Here is a 19,422-nt window from a genome sequence, read left to right on the forward strand (position 1 = left end):
CATGAAAAACTTAAAGAAAATTTAGAAAACCATATGCAAATGTTAGTTCAAAATCCAGATAGAGTTCAAAAATATTTCAATCATAAAGATATTCAATATGCAGCTTGATAATTATAGATATAATGCCGTCGGGTTAATATATAAAATTTAACCATTGCTTCAAAATTTAATAGTACATATAAAAAGACTGAAAAATGGCTGATTTGTTACATTTTTTTGTCATTTATTTAAAGTTTGTTATAATTGAACGAACGCTTTCAATTTTAAATCAAAAATCTTAAAGTTATTCAGTAACTGTCTGTTTGTTATATAAATATTATTTTGTACATTTGCACTCCCTTTTTAGGGACAAAAATAAATGTTTAACTATAACAAAGAATTTAATTGTGAATACATTAAGTTACAAAACAGTGTCAACTAACAAAGAAACCGCATTAAAAGAGTGGGTTTTAGTTGATGCAGACGGCCAAACGTTGGGTCGTCTAGCTTCTAAAATAGCGATGCTAATTAGAGGCAAATACAAACCAAGTTACACTCCTCACGTAGATTGTGGAGACAATGTAGTGGTTATCAACGCCGAGAAAATTAATTTAACTGGTAAAAAGTGGGATGCAAAAACATACATTCGTCACACAGGATATCCAGGAGGACAAAGATCGCTTACTGCAACTGAAATGTTTGAAAAAGACCCTACGCGTCTAATCGAAAAAGCAGTAAAAGGAATGTTACCTAAAAACAAATTAGGTAGCGCTTTATTTAGAAATTTATATGTTTATGCAGGTACTGAACATAATCAAGCTGCTCAAACACCTAAAGCTATTAACCTAAACGATCTTAAATAATGGAAACAATACACAAAATAGGTAGAAGAAAAACAGCAGTTGCTCGTGTTTACGTTTCTGAAGGAAAAGGTAACATTACTGTAAATAAAAAAGATTTTAAAGATTATTTTACTACATCTCACTTGCAATATAAAGTAATGCAAGCTTTAAATTTAACAGATCATGCAACATCGTTTGACATTAAAGTTAATGTTTTTGGAGGTGGAGTAACTGGACAAGCTGAGGCTATCCGCTTAGCTATTTCAAGAGTATTAGTTGAACTTAATGCTGAAAATAGATTAATTCTTAAGCCAGAAGGTTTACTTACTAGAGATCCAAGAATGGTTGAACGTAAAAAATTCGGTCAAAAGAAAGCACGTAAAAAATTCCAATTCTCAAAACGTTAATCGTTTATTGGGATTATTGCACCAATTTATTTGGTGGTTCATTGAAAACAAATTAAAAACAAGTTGTCGTTGATGAGTCAATGACTTATAAAGTTTAGCATCCAAATAGGTAAGATCGAAAATCCGCTACTTACCTATTGCTAACTCAACGGAACGTAAACTATTATACAGATGACAAATATTGATGTTAAAGAATTATTAGATTCAGGTGTTCATTTTGGACACTTAACTAGAAAATGGGATCCAAACATGGCTCCATACATTTATGGAGACCGTAATGGAGTTCACATAATTGACCTTTACAAAACTGCTGCAAAAATCGATGAGGCTGGTGAAGCTCTTAAAAAAATTGCGGGTTCTGGTAGAAAAATTCTTTTTGTAGCTACCAAAAAACAAGCCAAAGAAATAATTGCAGAAAAAGCAAAAAGCGTAAACATGCCTTACATCACAGAAAGATGGCCAGGTGGTATGTTAACCAACTTTGTTACCATTAGAAAAGCTGTTAAAAAAATGTCATCTATTGACAGAATGAAACAAGACGGATCTTTTGATGCACTTTCTAAAAGAGAAAAATTACAAATTAATCGTTTAAGAGAAAAACTGGAGAAAAACTTAGGTTCTATTAATGATATGACTCGTTTACCAGCAGCAATTTTTATTGTTGATGTTAGAAAAGAACATATTGCTGTAGCTGAAGCGAAAAACTTAAATATTCCAATTTTCGCAATGGTTGATACAAATTCTGATCCAAGAGGTATAGATTATGTAATTCCTTCAAATGATGATGCTTCAAAATCTATTTCAAAAGTAATGGGATATTTAATAGACCAAATTACAGAAGGATTAACTGAAAGAAAATCTACTAGTAAGGATAAATCTGATGATTCTCAATCTGAAGATTAAGTAAATAAAATGTTTAATAGTTGATTATTTTAATCAACAAAAAAATAAAATAAAATGGCAAATATTACAGCCGCAGAAGTAAATAAATTAAGACAATCTACCGGTGCTGGTATGATGGACTGCAAAAATGCATTGGTTGAAGCAGAAGGAGATTTTGATAAAGCTATAAGTATTTTACGTAAAAAAGGACAAAAAGTTGCTGCAAACAGAGCCGACAGAGATTCATCTGAAGGAGCAGCAATTGCTTATGTTACTGAAGATCAAAAATCTGGAGCAATTATATCTTTAAATTGTGAAACAGACTTTGTTGCTAAAAACGACAGTTTTGTTGCCTTAGCAACTGAATTCGCCAAAGTTGCAGTGAACTTTAATTCAAAAGAAGATTTTTTAAATGCTGATTTTGGAGGAATGACTGTTGCAGAAAAATTAATTGAGCAAACTGGTGTTATTGGTGAAAAATTAGAAATTGGTGGTTTTGAGAAAGTTACTGGTGAATTTGTTGGATCTTACATTCATGTAGGAAACAAAATCGCAACTTTAACTGTTTTATCAGCTAATGTAAAAGGAGCTGATGTTGTTGCTAAAGATGTTGCTATGCAAGTTGCAGCAATGGGCGCTTCAATTTTATCTTATAAAGATTTTACTCCAGAATTTGTTGCTTCTGAAATTGAAGCTAGAATTGCAGTAATCGAAAAAGAAAATGAAGAAGCAAAAAGATTAGGAAAAACACTTAAAAACATTCCTACTTTTATCTCAAGATCTCAGTTAACTCCTGAAATTATTGCTCAAGCTGAAGAACAAGTAAAAGAAGAACTAAGAGCTGAAGGGAAACCAGAAGCAATTTGGGACAGAATTTTACCAGGAAAATTAGAGCGTTTTATTTCTGATAATACAACATTAGATCAAGAGCAATGTCTACTAGATCAAAACTTTATTAAAGATGAAAAAATTACTGTTGCTCAATATGTTAAATCTATTGGAGTAGCTGTAACAAGTTTTAAAAGAGTTTCATTAGTATAAAATTCTTTCACTTAAAGTGACAAAAAAAACCTCGCAAATAGCGAAGTTTTTTTTGTGTTTATATTTTAATGAATATTTTCTTTCTATATAAAAAATACGTAATCGCCCAAAAAATTATGATGTGAAAAACTGCAAATAACAAAGAGCCATTCATATTCCCCGCAATTGGAACAAAAACATCTGTAAATAAATAATCATAACCCGATACTAAAACTCCTTTAGAATTTAAAATATTTATAAAATAAATAATGAACGAAACATAAATTCCTGAAAACATATAAATAGCTAAAGGATTTGTCCCAAAATGAATAAAAGGAGTTGCCCATTTTTTAAAACCCTTCAAATCAATAATCCATAATAAAAATCCCAAAAACACCATTGCTAATCCGCCGGAATATAAAACATACGAACTTGTCCATAATGCTTTATTAATTGGAAATAAAAAGCCCCAAGTAAAACCAATAAATACAATAATAGCACCAATTTGAACTAGACTTTTAATTGTCACCTTGGTGTCTCCAGATAGTTCTATCAATCTTCCTGAAAAATATCCTAATAACAATGTTGCAACTGACGGAATTGAAGAAAGTAAACCTTCTGGGTCAAATGGAATTCCAAACCCGTTGTATAAATGCTTTTCACCAAAAAATAATACATCTACTTTCAATACTAAATTTGAAGTCAATTCATAAGGACTGTCAGTTGATCCAAAAAATAATAAGCCCCAATAACCTATTAAAATTCCTGCAAAAATAAAAAGTAGTTGTTTGTAATTGAATTGTAAACATAAAAGTGCACCTAATAAATAGGCAATTGCAATACGTTGTAAAACGCCCAGATAACGTAAATTTTCAAAATCAAAATTTGGAAAAGCATTTAGAAAAACACCTAACAAAAACATGATAAAAAACCGTTTTAATACTTTGTAAAGCGAGTTTTTGGTAATTCCCTGTTCGAATTTTTTAAATGAAAACCACATAGAAACACCAACAATAAAAAGAAAAAATGGAAAAACTAAATCAGTTGGAGTGCATCCATGCCACTTAGCATGTAAAAGTGGTGGATATACATAAGTCCAACTTCCGGGAGTGTTAACCATAATCATTAATGCTATAGTTAGCCCACGCATTACATCAAGTGCGATTAATCTTTTAACTTTCATATAAAAACATTATAAAATATTTATATAAAATTTCGTTCAGTAATGGCAAAAGAAGTTAACATAACCGATTTTATATTAAGCTTTAAAATTAATTCTAAAATAACATTAAAAAAAATATTAAGACCATTTTTCTTAAAGGAAATGCATTTTTAGAAGAATTTAATATCGAAGAAAAGAATAATAATTCTTCAATATAACTTTCAATAGCGTTAAATATCAAATTCTTTATTTAATTTTGAATAACATAACATTGAACATGATTATAACATCTATAAAATATCAACCAGTCGGTCAATTTGAAGACACTAGATTTGAAAAAATTCATAATATTGTTTTTGCAAATTCAATAGAAGCCTCCATTTGCGTTGCAGAAGAAATTGCAGCATTAATAAAAACAAAACAAACCAAAAATAAATATTGCATTCTTGGACTGGCAACCGGTTCGTCACCAATAAAGGTGTATGAAGAATTGGTTAGAATGCATAAAGAAGAGGAGTTAAGTTTTTCAAATGTGGTAACGTTTAATTTGGACGAGTACTATCCTATGGACAAAAATAGTGTACATAGTTATTACTATTTTATGCATCAACATTTATTCAATCATATAGATATTAAACCCGAAAACATTAATATTCCAAATGGTAACGTATCATTATCAGATCTTCATCAATATTGCATAGATTATGATTTGAAAATTGAAACATATGGTGGTCTCGATTTTCAGCTTTTGGGGATTGGTAGAACTGGACATATTGGTTTTAATGAGCCAGGCTCTCATTATAACTCAGGAACAAGAAATATTACTTTAGATCATATTACAAGAGTTGATGCTGCTCCTTCTTTTTTAGGGATTGAAAATGTCCCAAAAAAAGCTATCACAATGGGTATTGGCAGTGTTAAAAAAGCTAAGAGAATTGTATTATTGGCTTGGGGACACAATAAAGCATCAGTAATTAAAGATACCATTGAAGGAGAAATTACTTCGGAAGTTCCTGCAACTTACCTCCAAGAACATGATAACACAACGTTCATATTAAATGGTGAGGCTGCTCAAGACCTAACTAGATTAAATACACCATGGCTTGTTGGCCCTTGTATTTGGACAGAAGAACTAACAAGCAAAGCTATTATTTGGCTATGTAGTTTAACAAAAAAATCAATATTAAAATTAACAGATAAGGATTATAATAATTATGGTATGTCTAGCCTTTTAGCTCAAGAAGGTTCGGCCTATGATATTAATATTAAAATGTTCAACAAAATACAACATACTATTACAGGTTGGCCTGGTGGAAAACCAAACGCCGATGATTCCTCTAGACCAGAAAGAGCCAATCCTAATAAAAAAAGAATTATCATTTTTAGTCCACACCCCGATGATGATGTAATTTCTATGGGTGGTACTTTTGACCGATTAGTTGAACAAGGTCACGAAGTTCACATAGCATATCAAACTTCAGGTAACATTGCAGTTTCTGATTATGAAGCCTTAAAATATGCTGAAGTTATTAAAGATGTTACTCCAGAAGATTTGAACATTGATAATTTAATAAAAAAAATAAATTCTAAAAAAGAAGATACAGAAGATGATGTTGAAGTTCGAAATTTGAAAGGCATTATTAGAAAAAGGGAATCATTAGCAGCAACCCGTTTTATTGGTGTACCTGATGAAAATATTCATTTTTTAAACCTTCCTTTTTATGAAACTGGCACAATTCGAAAAAAACCAATTGGGAAAATTGACATCAATATTATTGCTAATTTAATAGCAGAAATTAAACCACACCAGATATATGCTGCTGGCGATTTAGCCGATCCACACGGTACACATAAAGTTTGTTTAGACGCTATTTTTGCTGCATTACAAATTTTAAAACCTCAAAAATATATGAATGATTGTTGGGTTTGGTTATATAGAGGAGCTTGGCATGAATGGGATGTACACCAAATTGATATGGCAGTTCCAATGAGTCCAGATCAAGTACTGAGAAAAAGAAAAGCAATTTTCTTTCATCAATCTCAAAAAGATGGTGTGATGTTTCAAGGAAATGACATAAGAGAATTTTGGGTGCGTGCAGAAGAAAGAAATAACGAAACAGCTCAAAAATATCATCAATTAGGTCTTGCCGATTATGCGGCTTTAGAAGCTTTCAAAAGATATTATTATTAAATTTTTATTATGAAAAATTTTCTCACATTTTTATTTACATTTTATTCGATTTTTTGCGTAAGTCAAACAAATAAATTGAATTTGATGCCATGGCCACAAGAAATTATTGTTGGAATTGATAGAAATCCAATAGATATCGATTTTACAATTGTTGTTAACAGTGAAAGATCCAAAAGAATTGATATTGCAACTACTAAATTTTTACAAAGACTTAGCGGTAGAACTGGTGTTTTTTTAAAAAACGGCTTTTCATTTAATAAAAATGAAATTGAAAACGCTTCATTAGAAATAAATTATAAGCGTTTAGGAAAATTAGAAATTAACGAAAATGAGTCTTATAAATTAAACGTTTCTGCCACTAAAATTATTATTGATGCCACCACAGATATTGGAGTTGTTTATGCTTTAGAAACACTATTGCAATTAATTTCAAATTCTGATTCTTATTATTATTTTCCAGAAGTGCAAATTAATGATTATCCACGATTTACATGGAGAGGATTAATGATTGATGTTGCACGTCATTTTGAACCTGTGGACGTTTTAAAACGAAACTTAGATGCAATGACCTCTGTTAAAATGAATGTTTTTCATTGGCATTTAACTGACGATCAAGGGTTTAGAATTGAATCTAAAACTCACCCAAAACTGCATCAACTTGGATCAGATGGATTGTATTATACACACGAACAAATTAAAGAAGTTGTTCAGTATGCATCTGATAGAGGAATTCGTGTTGTACCTGAGGTAGACGTTCCCGGACATGCAACTGCTATTTTAACCGCTTATCCCGAAATTGGAAGTAAAAATATACCTTATTCTATTGAAAGAAATTCAGGAATTTTTAATCCAACTTTAGATCCTACCAATGAAAAAACATACGAAATATTAGGAGATTTATTTGGTGAAATGGCAACCATATTTCCAGATAAATATTTTCATATTGGCGGGGATGAAAATGAAGGAAAACATTGGGATGAAAATGAACATATTCAAGAATTTAAGAAGAAACATAATCTTCCTACAAATCATGATTTGCAAACCTATTTCAATATAAGATTAGAAAAGATTTTAGCAAAATATGGAAAATCTTTGATGGGGTGGGAAGAAATTATGACCGATCATATGCCAACTTCTGCCTTAATCCATTCTTGGAAAGGCGTCAATGAAAGTGTATTAACAGATCACTCTTTAATAATTGCTGCTAAAAAAGGATATAATACTATCCTTTCAAATGGCTATTATATTGATTTGTTGCAATCTGTAACTGAGCATTATTTGGTAGATCCTTTACCAAAAAATAATACATTAAGCGATGTGGAAAAAGCACGAATTCTAGGCGGTGAAGCAACTATGTGGAGTGAATTAGTAACCCCTTTAACTATTGATTCTAGAATTTGGCCAAGAACGGCTGCAATTGCGGAAAGATTATGGTCATCAGAAGATATTAAAAATATTTCAAACATACTTGAACGCTTAGAACAAATAAGTTTTAGATTGGAAGAAGTTGGTATTACACATTTAAGAAATCGAGATGTGATTTTACGAAATATTACCAATAACCAACCTATTGAAGCATTATTACAACTTACTAAAGTGTATGAGCCTGTAAAAATATATACTCGTAATGAAAATGGTACTGAATATAAAACCTACTCCCCTTTCACACTTTTCGCCGATGCTTGTACTGCCGATGCTTCAGAGGCCATCATTTTTAATAATTTAACAAAGGAATTTCTAAACCAACAAAATCCTAATTCAAAAAAAGAATTAATTCAAATGCTAACAAAATGGGTAAAAAATCATGATGAATTTGCTCAAATTACATATAATCCCATTATTAAAAATATAGCCCCTTTGTCTGAAAATTTAGCTGAAATTTCTAAAACAATCCTCAAAATTTTACAAGCGGAAAAAGTAAATACATCCGATTATAAAAATATTACAAATCAATTTTTAAAAATCAAAAAACCTGTTGTTGATGTTGAATTTGCCTCTCTAAATTCTTTCAAATTAATTATTGAGTTTTTTTCTCAAAAAAACAAAACTAGAATTCAATTAAATAATACTTCAACACAACATTAACATTCCGTTTATCCTTTTAAAGTATTTCTTATATTTGCATAACTTTTAAATAAATTATGGCTTATAAAAGAATTTTATTAAAATTAAGCGGCGAAGCGCTTATGGGAACTAGACAACACGGTATAGACCCAGTTCGTTTAGCTGAATACGCCAATGAAATTAAAATCATTGTTGAAAAAGGTGTTGAAGTAGCTATTGTTATTGGTGGTGGCAATATTTTTAGAGGTGTTGCTGGCGCAAGTAATGGAATAGACAGAGTTCAAGGTGATTATATGGGAATGCTTGCCACTATAATTAATGGTTTAGCATTACAAAGCGCATTGGAAGATGCTGGAATGAAAACTAGGCTACTAACCGCCATTAAAATGGAGCAAGTTGCCGAACCATTTATTAAGAGACGAGCTGTACGACACCTAGAAAAAGGACGTGTAGTAATTTTTGGAGGGGGAACCGGAAACCCTTACTTTACAACAGATACAGCTGCTGTGTTAAGAGCAATTGAAGTTGGTGCTGAAGTAATTTTAAAAGGAACTCGTGTGGATGGAATTTATTCAGAAGATCCTGAAAAAAATGAAAATGCTATTAAATTTGACTCTATAACATATAAAGATGTAATTAATAAGGGTCTAAAAATAATGGATATGACTGCTTTTGCATTAAGTCAAGAAAATAATTTACCTATAATTGTTTTTGATATGAATACCAAAGGCAATTTAGAAAAAATAGCAGCCGGAGAAAATATTGGAACAAAAGTTGATAAATAGATAATTTAATTTTTTTAATTATGGATGAAGATCTTAAATTTATAATAGACAGTACTAGTGAGCTAATGGAAAATACCATTAAACATTTGGAAAAAGAATTTAGAAATATTCGTGCAAGCAAGGCTAGTCCAGCAATGTTGGGAGGTATAACTGTTGATTATTATGGCTCTCAAACGCCTTTAACTCAAATTGCAAATGTGAGTACTATGGATGCCCATACCATAACCATACAACCTTGGGAAAAAAATATGTTACAAGGAATTGAAAAAGCAATTATGATTGCTAATTTAGGATTTAACCCTATGAATAATGGTGAAATAATCATTATCAACGTTCCTGTTTTAACAGAAGAAAGACGTAAAGAATTATCAAAACAAGCAAAATCTGCCGCCGAAGATTCAAAAGTTGGTATTAGAAACGACCGAAGAGAAGCAATGAGTGAAATTAAAAAGTCAGATGCCTCAGAAGATGTGAAAGCGAATGCCGAAATAGATATTCAGGACTTAACAGACAGTTTTATTGTAAAAATTGACGAATTATACAAAATTAAAGATCAGGAAATTATGAAAGTTTAAGAAGCACTTTCGTTAAACTTATCAAAAAAAATAGAGCACTCATAAGAGTGCTTTTTTATTAACCTATATTTGTACTTCTAAAATAATTCATTTCAAATGAAGTACTTTTTATTTAGTTTTTTTACTCTTTTTATCATCTTTAGTGCTATTTCTCAAAACTATATTCAAGGAATAATTTTAGATGAAAAAACGTTAAAACCATTGCCATTTGCTTCTATTATTACCAATACTAATTTCGGAACTTTAACAGATATTGATGGAAAATTTAATATAAAAACTATAAATCCGTTTCATACTATTACAATTTCATACGTTGGGTATACAAAAGTAAAAAAGGAATTAAACCCAAAAATAAGATATCTCAAAATTTATTTAAGTCCGTCCATTGAAACTTTAAATGAGGTAGTTATTTCATCCAAAAAAAATCCAGCTATCGATATTATACAAAAGGTGATTTTAAATAAATCAAAAAATAATATTGAAGAAGCACTAAACTCATTTAAATTTAATACTTACAATAAAATTTTAGTTACCGCTAATCCCGATTCAATTAGTGGAATAATAGATACCTTGTTTTCTATCAAAAATGGAGAAAAGAAGTTTGATAAATTAGATTCTACCAACTTTAAATTTAAGAAGGAAATAGAGCATTACCATTTATACATTTCAGAAAAAATATCTGAATTTCAATTTCAAAAAGGAAAAAAAACAAAAGAGCTTATTTTAGCTTCTAGAATGGCTGGTTTAAAACAACCTATTTATGAATTTTTGGCTATTACTTTTCAAGATTTCTCATTTTATAATGAACTTTATACCATTGCAGGAACCCAATATACAAACCCTATTGCAACCAACGCTTTAAAAAATTACAACTATAAAATACTTGATACAGTTGATATTAACAATCGCCCAACCTATTTAATTTATTATAAACCTAAAGAAAAAAAAGAATTTATTGGTATTGAAGGGGTGCTATACATAGACACATCAACTTTTGGAATTGCTCATGCTATTGCAGAACTTAAAGGAATTGTAAATGTAAAAGCAACTCAAAATTATAAATTTTTGCCTGAACAACCTATCTGGTTCCCAGCGGAAATGGACATTGTTTTAAAAAAAGGTAACACTAAAGAAAATATCAAATTATTTGGAGGTACCATAAAATTTTCTCAAAGTGAAAAAAAAGATAGCCTTATGGTCTTGAGTAAAAATAAACCTGAGGATATTACTTATTTTATTTCGAAATCGGTAAATAGTAATGTCGTTATAAATCCAATTATAGAAATTAAAAAGTCTGCAACAACCATTTTATTTACTGATGACGCAGCAACTAAGTCTGAAGAATTTTGGGATAAATACCGAACCGAACCAATAACAGAGCGAGGATTAAACACTTATATTAAAATTGATAGCATTGCCTATTCCGAAGGGATTGAGAGAAAAATTAATATTGGACGAAATTTACTAAAAGGTTATTTTCCAACAAAGTATATTAATTTAAATTTAGGAAAAATTATTAACCTAAATAATTACGAAGGATTACGTGTCGGTATTGGAGGAATAACAAATCATAATTTTTCTCCAATTGTTAAAGTCGAATCTTACATTGCTTTTGGAACAAAAGATAAAGATTTTAAATACAGCTTTGGGACTTCATTTAGGATTGAAAAAAAGAATAACATGTGGATTGGTGCCAATGCAACTAACGATATTAAAGAAGCTGCTTCCATAGATTTTATAGCTTCAAATTCTACTTTTTCGCCAATTAATCCTCGAAATTTAAATATTAGTAAATTTTATAATTACAAAACCATCAGCAGTTTTATTGAAATCGATATTCAGCCAAATTTGGAGGCAAAGTTACAAGTAAGTACTGGCGAATACACTCCTGTTTTTGAATACCAATTTGTATCAAATACTAGAAATTTAACCTCTTTCAATTTAACAACTGCCACCGTGGGTGTACAATACAACCCAAAAAATGAATATATGAATTCTCCCGAAGGAAAATTAACGATAAAAAATAATTTTCCTCAAATTACATTTCAAACTACAAAAAGTATTGAAAATATTTTTAGCGGTGATTTTGATTTTACTCAGTTTAGTGTTCAAATTTTGCATAAGATAAAACCTTTACGAAAAGCAATTACACATGTGTTATTAGAGGGAGGAATTGTTTTTGGAGATGCTCCAATTACACATCTTTTCAATGCTACTCCAAACTACACCTTTAAGAATCCTTGGGCAAAAAGAATAACTTTTGCCGGGAAAAACAGCTTTGAAACAATGGGATATAACGAGTTTATTTCAGATCGATTTATCGCTATCCATTTTAAACACGAATTCAAAGCATTTATAATTTCTCCTAAATTTAAACCTCAACTCACCATTGCTAATAGAGCTGCAATAGGCGCGATTAATAATGCAAACTATCACCAAGGGCTCGAATTTAAAAGTTTAAATAAAGGATATCTTGAAAGTGGCTTTGAAATAAACCGTTTACTAAAAGGATTTGGTTTAAGTGCGTATTATCGATTTGGAAGTTATCAAAATCCCGAATGGTCTGATAATTTAGCTGTTAAATTAACCTATAAACTAAACCTAGGTTTTTAAAATTCAAATGGTTAAATCCAAAACTTATTCGTTACATTTGCAAAAATTTTTTTTATGAAGTTTTGGAATAATGTTTCGAGAATAATACTTACAAAAAGGTATATAATTTTAGGGCTGATTTTAGCCATTACCGGTTTTTTAAGTTATCAAACTCAGTATATGCGTTTTTCATATACCGAAGCAAATCTTTTACCAGAAAATCATCAAGTAAATGTTGACTATAAGCATTTTTTAAAACTCTTTGGTGAAGAAGGAAATGTCATTATTCTTGCTGTACAAGATTCCAGTATTTATGCACCAGAAAAATTTAATTCTTGGAGAGAATTAACAAATAAATTAAACGATTATTCTGAAGTTGAATTAACAATTTCTGTTGGTAATATTCAGAAACTTGTTAAAAATGATTCGTTACAAAAATTTGATTTAGAGCCTTTGGTGAAAAATTCACCTGCCTCTTCGTCTGATATTCAACAAATTAGAACCGAACTTTTTGAAAATCTTCCCTTTTACGATAATTTTTTATATAATAAAAAAACTGGGACTATACGTTCTGTAATATATTTAGATAAGACAATTGTAAATACGGCCGCCAGAAAAGATTTTATTTTTAATGTGCTAAATCCGGCCATTGAAAAATTTGAAAAAGAAAATAAATTGGATGTTCGAATTTCTGGGATGCCATATATTCGAACTATGAATGCCCAAAATATTATTGATGAAATTGGGTTATTTGTAGGTTTGGCATTAGTGGTAACAGCATTAATATTCTTCTTTTTCTTTAGATCATTTAGAGCTACTTTTATTACCATGTTGGTAGTAAGTATTGGTGTTATTTGGGCATTTGGGTTTATAGGCTTATTTAGATATGAAATTACAGTTTTAATGGCATTAATTCCTCCTTTAATTATTGTAATTGGAGTGCCAAACGCCATTTTTTTAATAAATAAATACCAACAAGAAGTAAAAAAACACGGCAATCAAGCAAAATCATTACAGCGTGTAATATCAAAAGTTGGTACTGCCACTTTATTAACCAATACAACAACTGCTATAGGTTTTGCCACCTTTATTTTTACTAAAAGCCAATTGTTAAGAGAATTTGGTACCATCGCTTCTATTAACATTATTGCAATTTTCTTTTTGGCAATTTTAATTATACCTATTATGTATAGTTTTATGCCCATTCCAAATGAAAAACATCTTAAACATTTGGAGCGTAAGTGGATTGAAACTATTGTTAAAACCATGGAATCTATTGTTAAAAATCATCGAATTGCAGTTTATACTACAACCATCATTTTAATAATTGTAAGCATAATTGGAATTTATAAAATAAAAGTATCTGGTAGCCTTATTGAGGATATGCCAAAAGGTAAAGATTTTTTTAAAGATATTGTCTTTTTTGAAGATGAATTTGGTGGTATTATGCCCTTAGAAATTATTATTGACACAAAAAAAGAAAAAGGGGTCATGAAACTTTCTACCCTACAAAGAATGAATAAGTTAGAGGAAACTATTGAAGATATTCCTGAACTTTCTAAACCGATTTCTGTTTTAAATATTGTAAAATACTCAAAACAAGCATTTTATGGAGGACATCCTGATTATTATGACATCCCAAATAGTCAAGAACAAAATTGGATTTTTTCTTTTGTAAAAAACAGCACTTCAGATGCAAATATGCTCAATAGCTTTGTAGATTCAACGGGGCAATATGCACGCATTACAACTTTTATGAAGGATATTGGAACAGATAAAATGGCTATCATCGAAAGTCGTTTAAAAGAAAAAATTACAAAAGAATTTCCTGTAGAAAAATACAATGTTTCTATGACAGGTGGTGCTTTGGTTTTTTTAAAAGGCACTACTTATTTAATTAACAACTTAGTTGTTTCCTTATCTCTTGCAATTTTATTAATATCAATATTTATGGCTGTTTTATTCCGGTCATTTAGAATGATTTTAATTTCATTAATTCCAAATATATTACCGCTATTAATTACTGCAGGCCTCATGGGTTATTTAGGAATTCCTATTAAACCTTCGACCATATTAGTATTTAGTATTGCTTTTGGAATTTCTGTAGATGATACTATTCACTTTTTAGCTAAATATCGTCAAGAGTTAATAACACATAATTGGAAAATTAAACACTCCGTTTATGCAGCTTTACGAGAAACAGGCGTAAGTATGTTCTATACTTCTATTGTGCTTTTCTTTGGATTTTTAGTGTTTACAGTATCGAGTTTTGGAGGAACTATTGCGTTGGGTGGATTAGTATCAGTTACTCTTTTATTTGCAATGTGTTCAAATTTATTATTACTACCTTCTTTATTATTGTCCTTAGAAAAAAATATTGCAAATAAAGAAGTTTTAAAAGAACCTCTATTGGATGTTCTCGATAATGAAGATGAAAACAACGACAATTAGCTTTTTTCTCATTGATATTTTTATGTTTGTAACAACTTATGTAATACTTCAACCAAACTATTATTTTTTTTAAAGGAAGAATCATCAAACTTGTTTATCAATTGTCATTTAACAATTGTTAATGTATCTTTGCATTTCATAAATTTTTTACAATGAAAAGAATTACAGTTGCTGAACTTTTGAGTTCTCAAAATTTTTTACAAGATGTTACCGTAAAAGGATGGGTTAGAACATTTAGAGCGAATAGATTTATTGCTTTAAATGATGGTTCAACTATTAATAACATACAATGTGTAGTTGATTTTGAAAATACAGATGAGGCACTTTTAAAAAGAGTAACAACTGGTGCTGCAATTGCCATTAAAGGTATTTTAATTGAAAGTCAAGGAAAAGGTCAAACCGTAGAAATACAAGTTAAGAGTCTTGAAATTTTGGGAGATTCAAATCCAGAAGAATATCCAATCCAACCTAAAAAACATAGTTTAGAATTTTTAAGAGAAAATGCTCATTTACGCATTCGAACAAATACTTTTAGTGCTGTAATGCGAGTTAGATCTACACTGTCATTTGCAATTCATAAGTATTTTATTGAAAATGGATTTTATAATTTTCATGCTCCAATAATTACAGGTTCAGATGCTGAAGGAGCTGGGGAAATGTTTAATGTAACAACCTTAAATCTAACTAATATTCCAAAAACAGAAGAGGGTAACGTTAATTATTCCAAAGATTTTTTTGGAAAAATTACCAATCTTACTGTTTCGGGTCAATTAGAAGCTGAAACCTATGCTATGGCCTTAGGAAAAGTTTACACCTTTGGACCAACATTTAGAGCCGAAAATTCAAATACAACAAGACATTTAGCTGAATTTTGGATGATTGAGCCAGAAGTAGCATTCAACAATTTGGATGATAATATGGATTTAGCAGAAGATTTTATTAAAAATGTTATTTCTTATGCTCTTCAACATTGTAAAGACGATTTAGCTTATTTGAATGATCGTTTACTTGATGAAGAAAAATCGAAACCGGTGACGGAAAGAAGTGAAATGAATTTACTTGAAAGGTTAAAATTTGTAATAGAAAACAACTTTAAACGAGTAAGTTATACCGAAGCTATTGAAATATTACAAAATTCTACGCCTAATAAAAAGAAAAAATTTCAATATCTTATTAAGGAATGGGGAGCGGATTTGCAAAGTGAACACGAACGATATTTAGTTGAAAAACATTTTAAATGTCCTATCATATTATTTGATTATCCAGCGAAAATTAAAGCATTTTATATGCGTTTAAATGAAGACGGAAAAACGGTAAGGGCAATGGATGTTTTATTCCCTGGTATTGGTGAAATTGTTGGTGGAAGTCAACGAGAAGAACGTTTAGATGTATTAAAACAAAAAATTAAAGATCTTAATATAGATGAACACGAATTATGGTGGTATTTAGATACACGTAAATTTGGTACTGCAGAACATAGTGGATTTGGATTAGGATTTGAACGTCTAGTTCAGTTTACAACAGGTATGGGTAACATTAGAGATGTTATACCGTATCCAAGAACACCTCAAAATGCTGAATTTTAATTAAAAATACAATTCTATAGGTTCGTTTTAAGCATATTTTTATGTATTTTTAACTAAATCTATTTTATAATAGTTTATGCTTAGACAAAGTTTACATCAAAAATTACAACAAAAGCTATCTCCACAGCAAATTCAACTCATGAAAATGATTCAACTTCCTACGCAGGAATTTGAACAACGTTTAAAACAAGAATTAGAAGAAAATCCTGCCCTAGAGAATGCTGATGAGAATGAAGATTTTGATGAATTTTCTAGTACCTCAACTGAAGATGAATATGACGATTCGGGTACTGAAAGTATTGATGCTCAAGACATAAATATTGATGAGTATTTAAGTGATGATGAAATTCCTAATTATAAAACACAATCTAATAATTACGCAGAAGATGATGAGGATAAGCATGTTCCTTACGCCTCTGGAACGTCTTTTACTCAACACTTAAAAAGTCAAATAAATACATTTACTTTAACGGAAGAAGAAGAATTAATCACAGATTTTTTAATTGGCAGCATCGATGATAGCGGTTATATAAGAAGAGATTTAGCTGATGTTTTAGACGATTTAGCATTTACTCAAAATATTTATACCACTGAAAAAGAATTAGAAAGATTACTAAAAGTTGTTCAGCAACTAGAACCATCTGGAGTTGGTGCAAGAGATTTAAAAGAATGCCTTATTATTCAACTAAAGAATAAAAAAGAAAAAGAAAGCAGAAATTTAGCTATTGCCATATTAGAAAATTCTTTTGACCATTTTGTTAAAAAACATTATACAAAACTTACTCAAAAGTACAATATTACTGAAGTAAAATTGAAGGAAGCAATTCAGCAAATTGAAAAATTGAATCCAAAACCTGGAGGATCTTTTGTTGGAAGTAACAAGTTTGCAGAACAAATTGTTCCCGATTTCTCAATTAAAATTATTGAAGGAGAATTAGAACTTACCTTGAATTCTAGAAATGCCCCTGAATTACATATTTCTAAGGAATACAACAATCTTTTATCAGGTTATAAGGAGTCTAATACTAAATCTAAATCTCAGCAAGATGCTGTTCAATTTATCAAACAAAAATTGGATGCTGCAAAATGGTTTATTGATGCTATAAAACAACGTCAACAAACATTATTATTAAATATGAATGCCATTATGAGACACCAAAAAGAGTATTTTTTATCTGGTGATGAGCGTAAGTTAAAACCAATGATTTTAAAAGATATCGCAGATGCGATTTCAATGGATGTTTCCACCGTTTCTAGGGTAGCAAATAGCAAATACGTATCAACCCCTTATGGAACAAAACTAATAAAAGAATTCTTCTCAGAATCAATGAAAAATGATCAAGGTGAAGATGTTTCAACTATTGAAATAAAAAATATACTTTCAACCGTTATTAATGAGGAATCTAAAAGAAAACCTTTAACAGATGATAAATTAGCAACTATTTTATTAGATAAAGGCTATCCAATTGCAAGACGAACTGTTGCCAAATATAGAGAGCAATTGGACATTCCAGTTGCTCGTTTAAGAAAAGAAATATAGTATAATTGCTATGAAAATATCCAAGTTTATATCATATTTACTGCACCCTATTAACATTCCAATTATTGGAGTGTTTTTTTATTTTTTCCTAATTCCTACATTCGTTTCAAAAGATTTAAGACAACTAGTGTTATTAGTGATAATTATAGGAGGTTATTTATTTCCTCTTTTTCTTTTGTTTTTATTAAAAAAATTTCAAATGATAGAAAGTTATCATATTCCAAGCATTGAAAAAAGAAAATTTCCAACGCTTTTATTCATTACATTATCATATATTATTGGAAATTGGTTGTTTAAATCTAGTTTAGTAGATCTTTTGGGATTATTTTATTTTGGATATGGAGTTTCTTTAATTATTTCTTATTTACTGTTACATTTACAAATTAAAATGAGTTTACATGCCTCGGCAATAGCAGGATTAACAGGTTTTTTAATTTATTTTAGCTTTTTCTTCAAAATAAATATGTTGATTTTTATTGCAGTATCATTTGCATTAGCTGGTATAGTTGCGTCTTCAAGGCTTAATTTACAAGCGCACACTTTTAAAGAAGTAGTATTTGGTCTATTGGTCGGCTTAAGCTCACAGTTAATTGTTTTCTTAATTTACATTATATAAAATTTTAAACCAATATTCATTTCTCGTAAATGAAAACCTTCATTTGTATTCAGTACATTTTTTAAAATAGGTTTCAAACCATAATACAAATACAAATTCCAATGGCCATGTCCTGCGGAAAGAGTTAATCCATAACTCCATTTTTCAATTTCCGAAATGTTCTTACTTTTAATTTTAATATTTTCATCTACAAATTTATAATTACTTTGTAGGACATAATAACCTTTAAAACCTCCATAAATTCTCCAAAATTTATACTTCTTAATATCAGAAGTTCGCCATCGCATTTCAACAGGAATTTCTAAGGCACTATAAGATAACTTATTAGTACTAAAATCCTCAACTATAGAAAAAATACTATTCCCATCTTCATTTTGAATTTTTAAATTCTGAATAAAAACACTATATACATATCCTAAACCTATACCAAATCCAAAATTTCTGTCTTCATTTAAGGGAATATCTCGTACAAATCCAGTTGAAAACCCACCAGAAAACCCATTTGATTTTAATGTTTTTGGAGCGCTTTCTATTAAATTATAATGAAATGAAACATAGAGTTGATCTTCTAAATAGTAAATTCCAATAGAGTCACTCACTTCTTGAGAAAAGCTATTTTGAATCAAAAAAAATGATATAATAACAAATACACAATTTTTCATAATCAAATATACTTTATTAAACTAAAAAAGGCAATCAAATTAATGATTGCCTTTTTAATAATTTTTGC

The 19,422-nt window shown here is 29.7% G+C and carries 15 protein-coding genes; 13 read left to right on the forward strand and 2 right to left on the reverse strand.

Going from position 1 to position 19,422, the window contains the following annotated elements:
* Positions 1-386: 386 nt before the first annotated feature.
* From rplM to tsf, 4 genes are all read left to right on the forward strand, one after another.
* A complete protein-coding gene (gene rplM, locus Q8S45_RS09570) occupies positions 387-842 on the forward strand; it encodes a 50S ribosomal protein L13 (protein WP_305604138.1) in 456 nt (151 codons plus the stop codon).
* Positions 842-1,228 carry a 30S ribosomal protein S9 gene (gene rpsI, locus Q8S45_RS09575; RefSeq protein WP_305604140.1) on the forward strand — a complete coding sequence of 129 codons (387 nt, stop codon included), beginning with the start codon at positions 842-844 and terminating at the stop codon, positions 1,226-1,228. Before rplM ends, rpsI begins: the two co-directional genes overlap by 1 nt.
* A gap of 171 nt (positions 1,229-1,399) precedes the next feature.
* The gene (gene rpsB, locus Q8S45_RS09580; protein ID WP_305604141.1) at positions 1,400-2,131 is read left to right on the forward strand and encodes a 30S ribosomal protein S2; all 732 of its coding nucleotides are present in this window, start codon (positions 1,400-1,402) and stop codon (positions 2,129-2,131) included.
* A 54-nt stretch (positions 2,132-2,185) separates the two neighbouring features.
* Positions 2,186-3,151 (forward strand): translation elongation factor Ts, encoded by a 966-nt coding sequence (gene tsf, locus Q8S45_RS09585; RefSeq protein WP_305604143.1) that lies wholly within the window; start codon positions 2,186-2,188, stop codon positions 3,149-3,151.
* Between the two features lie 58 nt (positions 3,152-3,209).
* Here the strand turns inward: tsf and Q8S45_RS09590 are convergent, their stop codons facing one another.
* Entirely contained in the window at positions 3,210-4,313 is a 1,104-nt protein-coding gene (locus tag Q8S45_RS09590; protein WP_305604145.1) for an acyltransferase family protein, read from the reverse strand.
* A gap of 256 nt (positions 4,314-4,569) precedes the next feature.
* On the opposite strand from Q8S45_RS09590, the gene nagB reads away from it, so the two are divergent.
* The 9 genes from nagB (at position 4,570) to Q8S45_RS09635 (ending at position 18,692) form a co-directional block, all read left to right on the forward strand.
* Entirely contained in the window at positions 4,570-6,483 is a 1,914-nt protein-coding gene (nagB, locus tag Q8S45_RS09595; RefSeq protein ID WP_305604147.1) for a glucosamine-6-phosphate deaminase, read from the forward strand.
* 84 nt (positions 6,484-6,567) lie between these two features.
* Complete coding sequence (locus Q8S45_RS09600) at positions 6,568-8,568, forward strand: beta-N-acetylhexosaminidase (RefSeq protein WP_305604148.1); 2,001 nt, start codon at positions 6,568-6,570, stop codon at positions 8,566-8,568.
* A gap of 56 nt (positions 8,569-8,624) precedes the next feature.
* The gene (gene pyrH / locus Q8S45_RS09605; RefSeq protein WP_305604150.1) at positions 8,625-9,332 is read left to right on the forward strand and encodes a UMP kinase; all 708 of its coding nucleotides are present in this window, start codon (positions 8,625-8,627) and stop codon (positions 9,330-9,332) included.
* A gap of 20 nt (positions 9,333-9,352) precedes the next feature.
* Entirely contained in the window at positions 9,353-9,907 is a 555-nt protein-coding gene (gene frr, locus Q8S45_RS09610) for a ribosome recycling factor (RefSeq protein WP_305604151.1), read from the forward strand.
* Positions 9,908-10,003: 96 nt separating this feature from the next.
* The gene (locus tag Q8S45_RS09615) at positions 10,004-12,520 is read left to right on the forward strand and encodes a DUF5686 and carboxypeptidase-like regulatory domain-containing protein (RefSeq protein WP_305604153.1); all 2,517 of its coding nucleotides are present in this window, start codon (positions 10,004-10,006) and stop codon (positions 12,518-12,520) included.
* A 54-nt stretch (positions 12,521-12,574) separates the two neighbouring features.
* A complete protein-coding gene (locus tag Q8S45_RS09620) occupies positions 12,575-14,950 on the forward strand; it encodes an RND family transporter (protein ID WP_305604154.1) in 2,376 nt (791 codons plus the stop codon).
* 152 nt (positions 14,951-15,102) lie between these two features.
* Positions 15,103-16,536: an asparagine--tRNA ligase gene (gene asnS / locus Q8S45_RS09625; protein ID WP_305604155.1), complete on the forward strand. Its 1,434-nt coding sequence runs from the start codon at positions 15,103-15,105 to the stop codon at positions 16,534-16,536.
* A gap of 76 nt (positions 16,537-16,612) precedes the next feature.
* Positions 16,613-18,076: an RNA polymerase factor sigma-54 gene (gene rpoN, locus Q8S45_RS09630; RefSeq protein WP_305604157.1), complete on the forward strand. Its 1,464-nt coding sequence runs from the start codon at positions 16,613-16,615 to the stop codon at positions 18,074-18,076.
* A gap of 199 nt (positions 18,077-18,275) precedes the next feature.
* Positions 18,276-18,692 carry a hypothetical protein gene (locus tag Q8S45_RS09635; protein WP_305604159.1) on the forward strand — a complete coding sequence of 139 codons (417 nt, stop codon included), beginning with the start codon at positions 18,276-18,278 and terminating at the stop codon, positions 18,690-18,692.
* On the opposite strand, the gene Q8S45_RS09640 is transcribed toward Q8S45_RS09635, so the two are convergent.
* A complete protein-coding gene (locus tag Q8S45_RS09640) occupies positions 18,680-19,354 on the reverse strand; it encodes a porin family protein (protein ID WP_305604161.1) in 675 nt (224 codons plus the stop codon). The two genes, Q8S45_RS09635 and Q8S45_RS09640, sit on opposite strands and share 13 nt — an antisense overlap.
* Between the last annotated feature and the right edge of the window lie 68 nt (positions 19,355-19,422).

It is taken from the genome of Lutibacter sp. (assembly GCF_030692605.1).
In the GTDB taxonomy this organism is placed as follows: domain Bacteria; phylum Bacteroidota; class Bacteroidia; order Flavobacteriales; family Flavobacteriaceae; genus Lutibacter.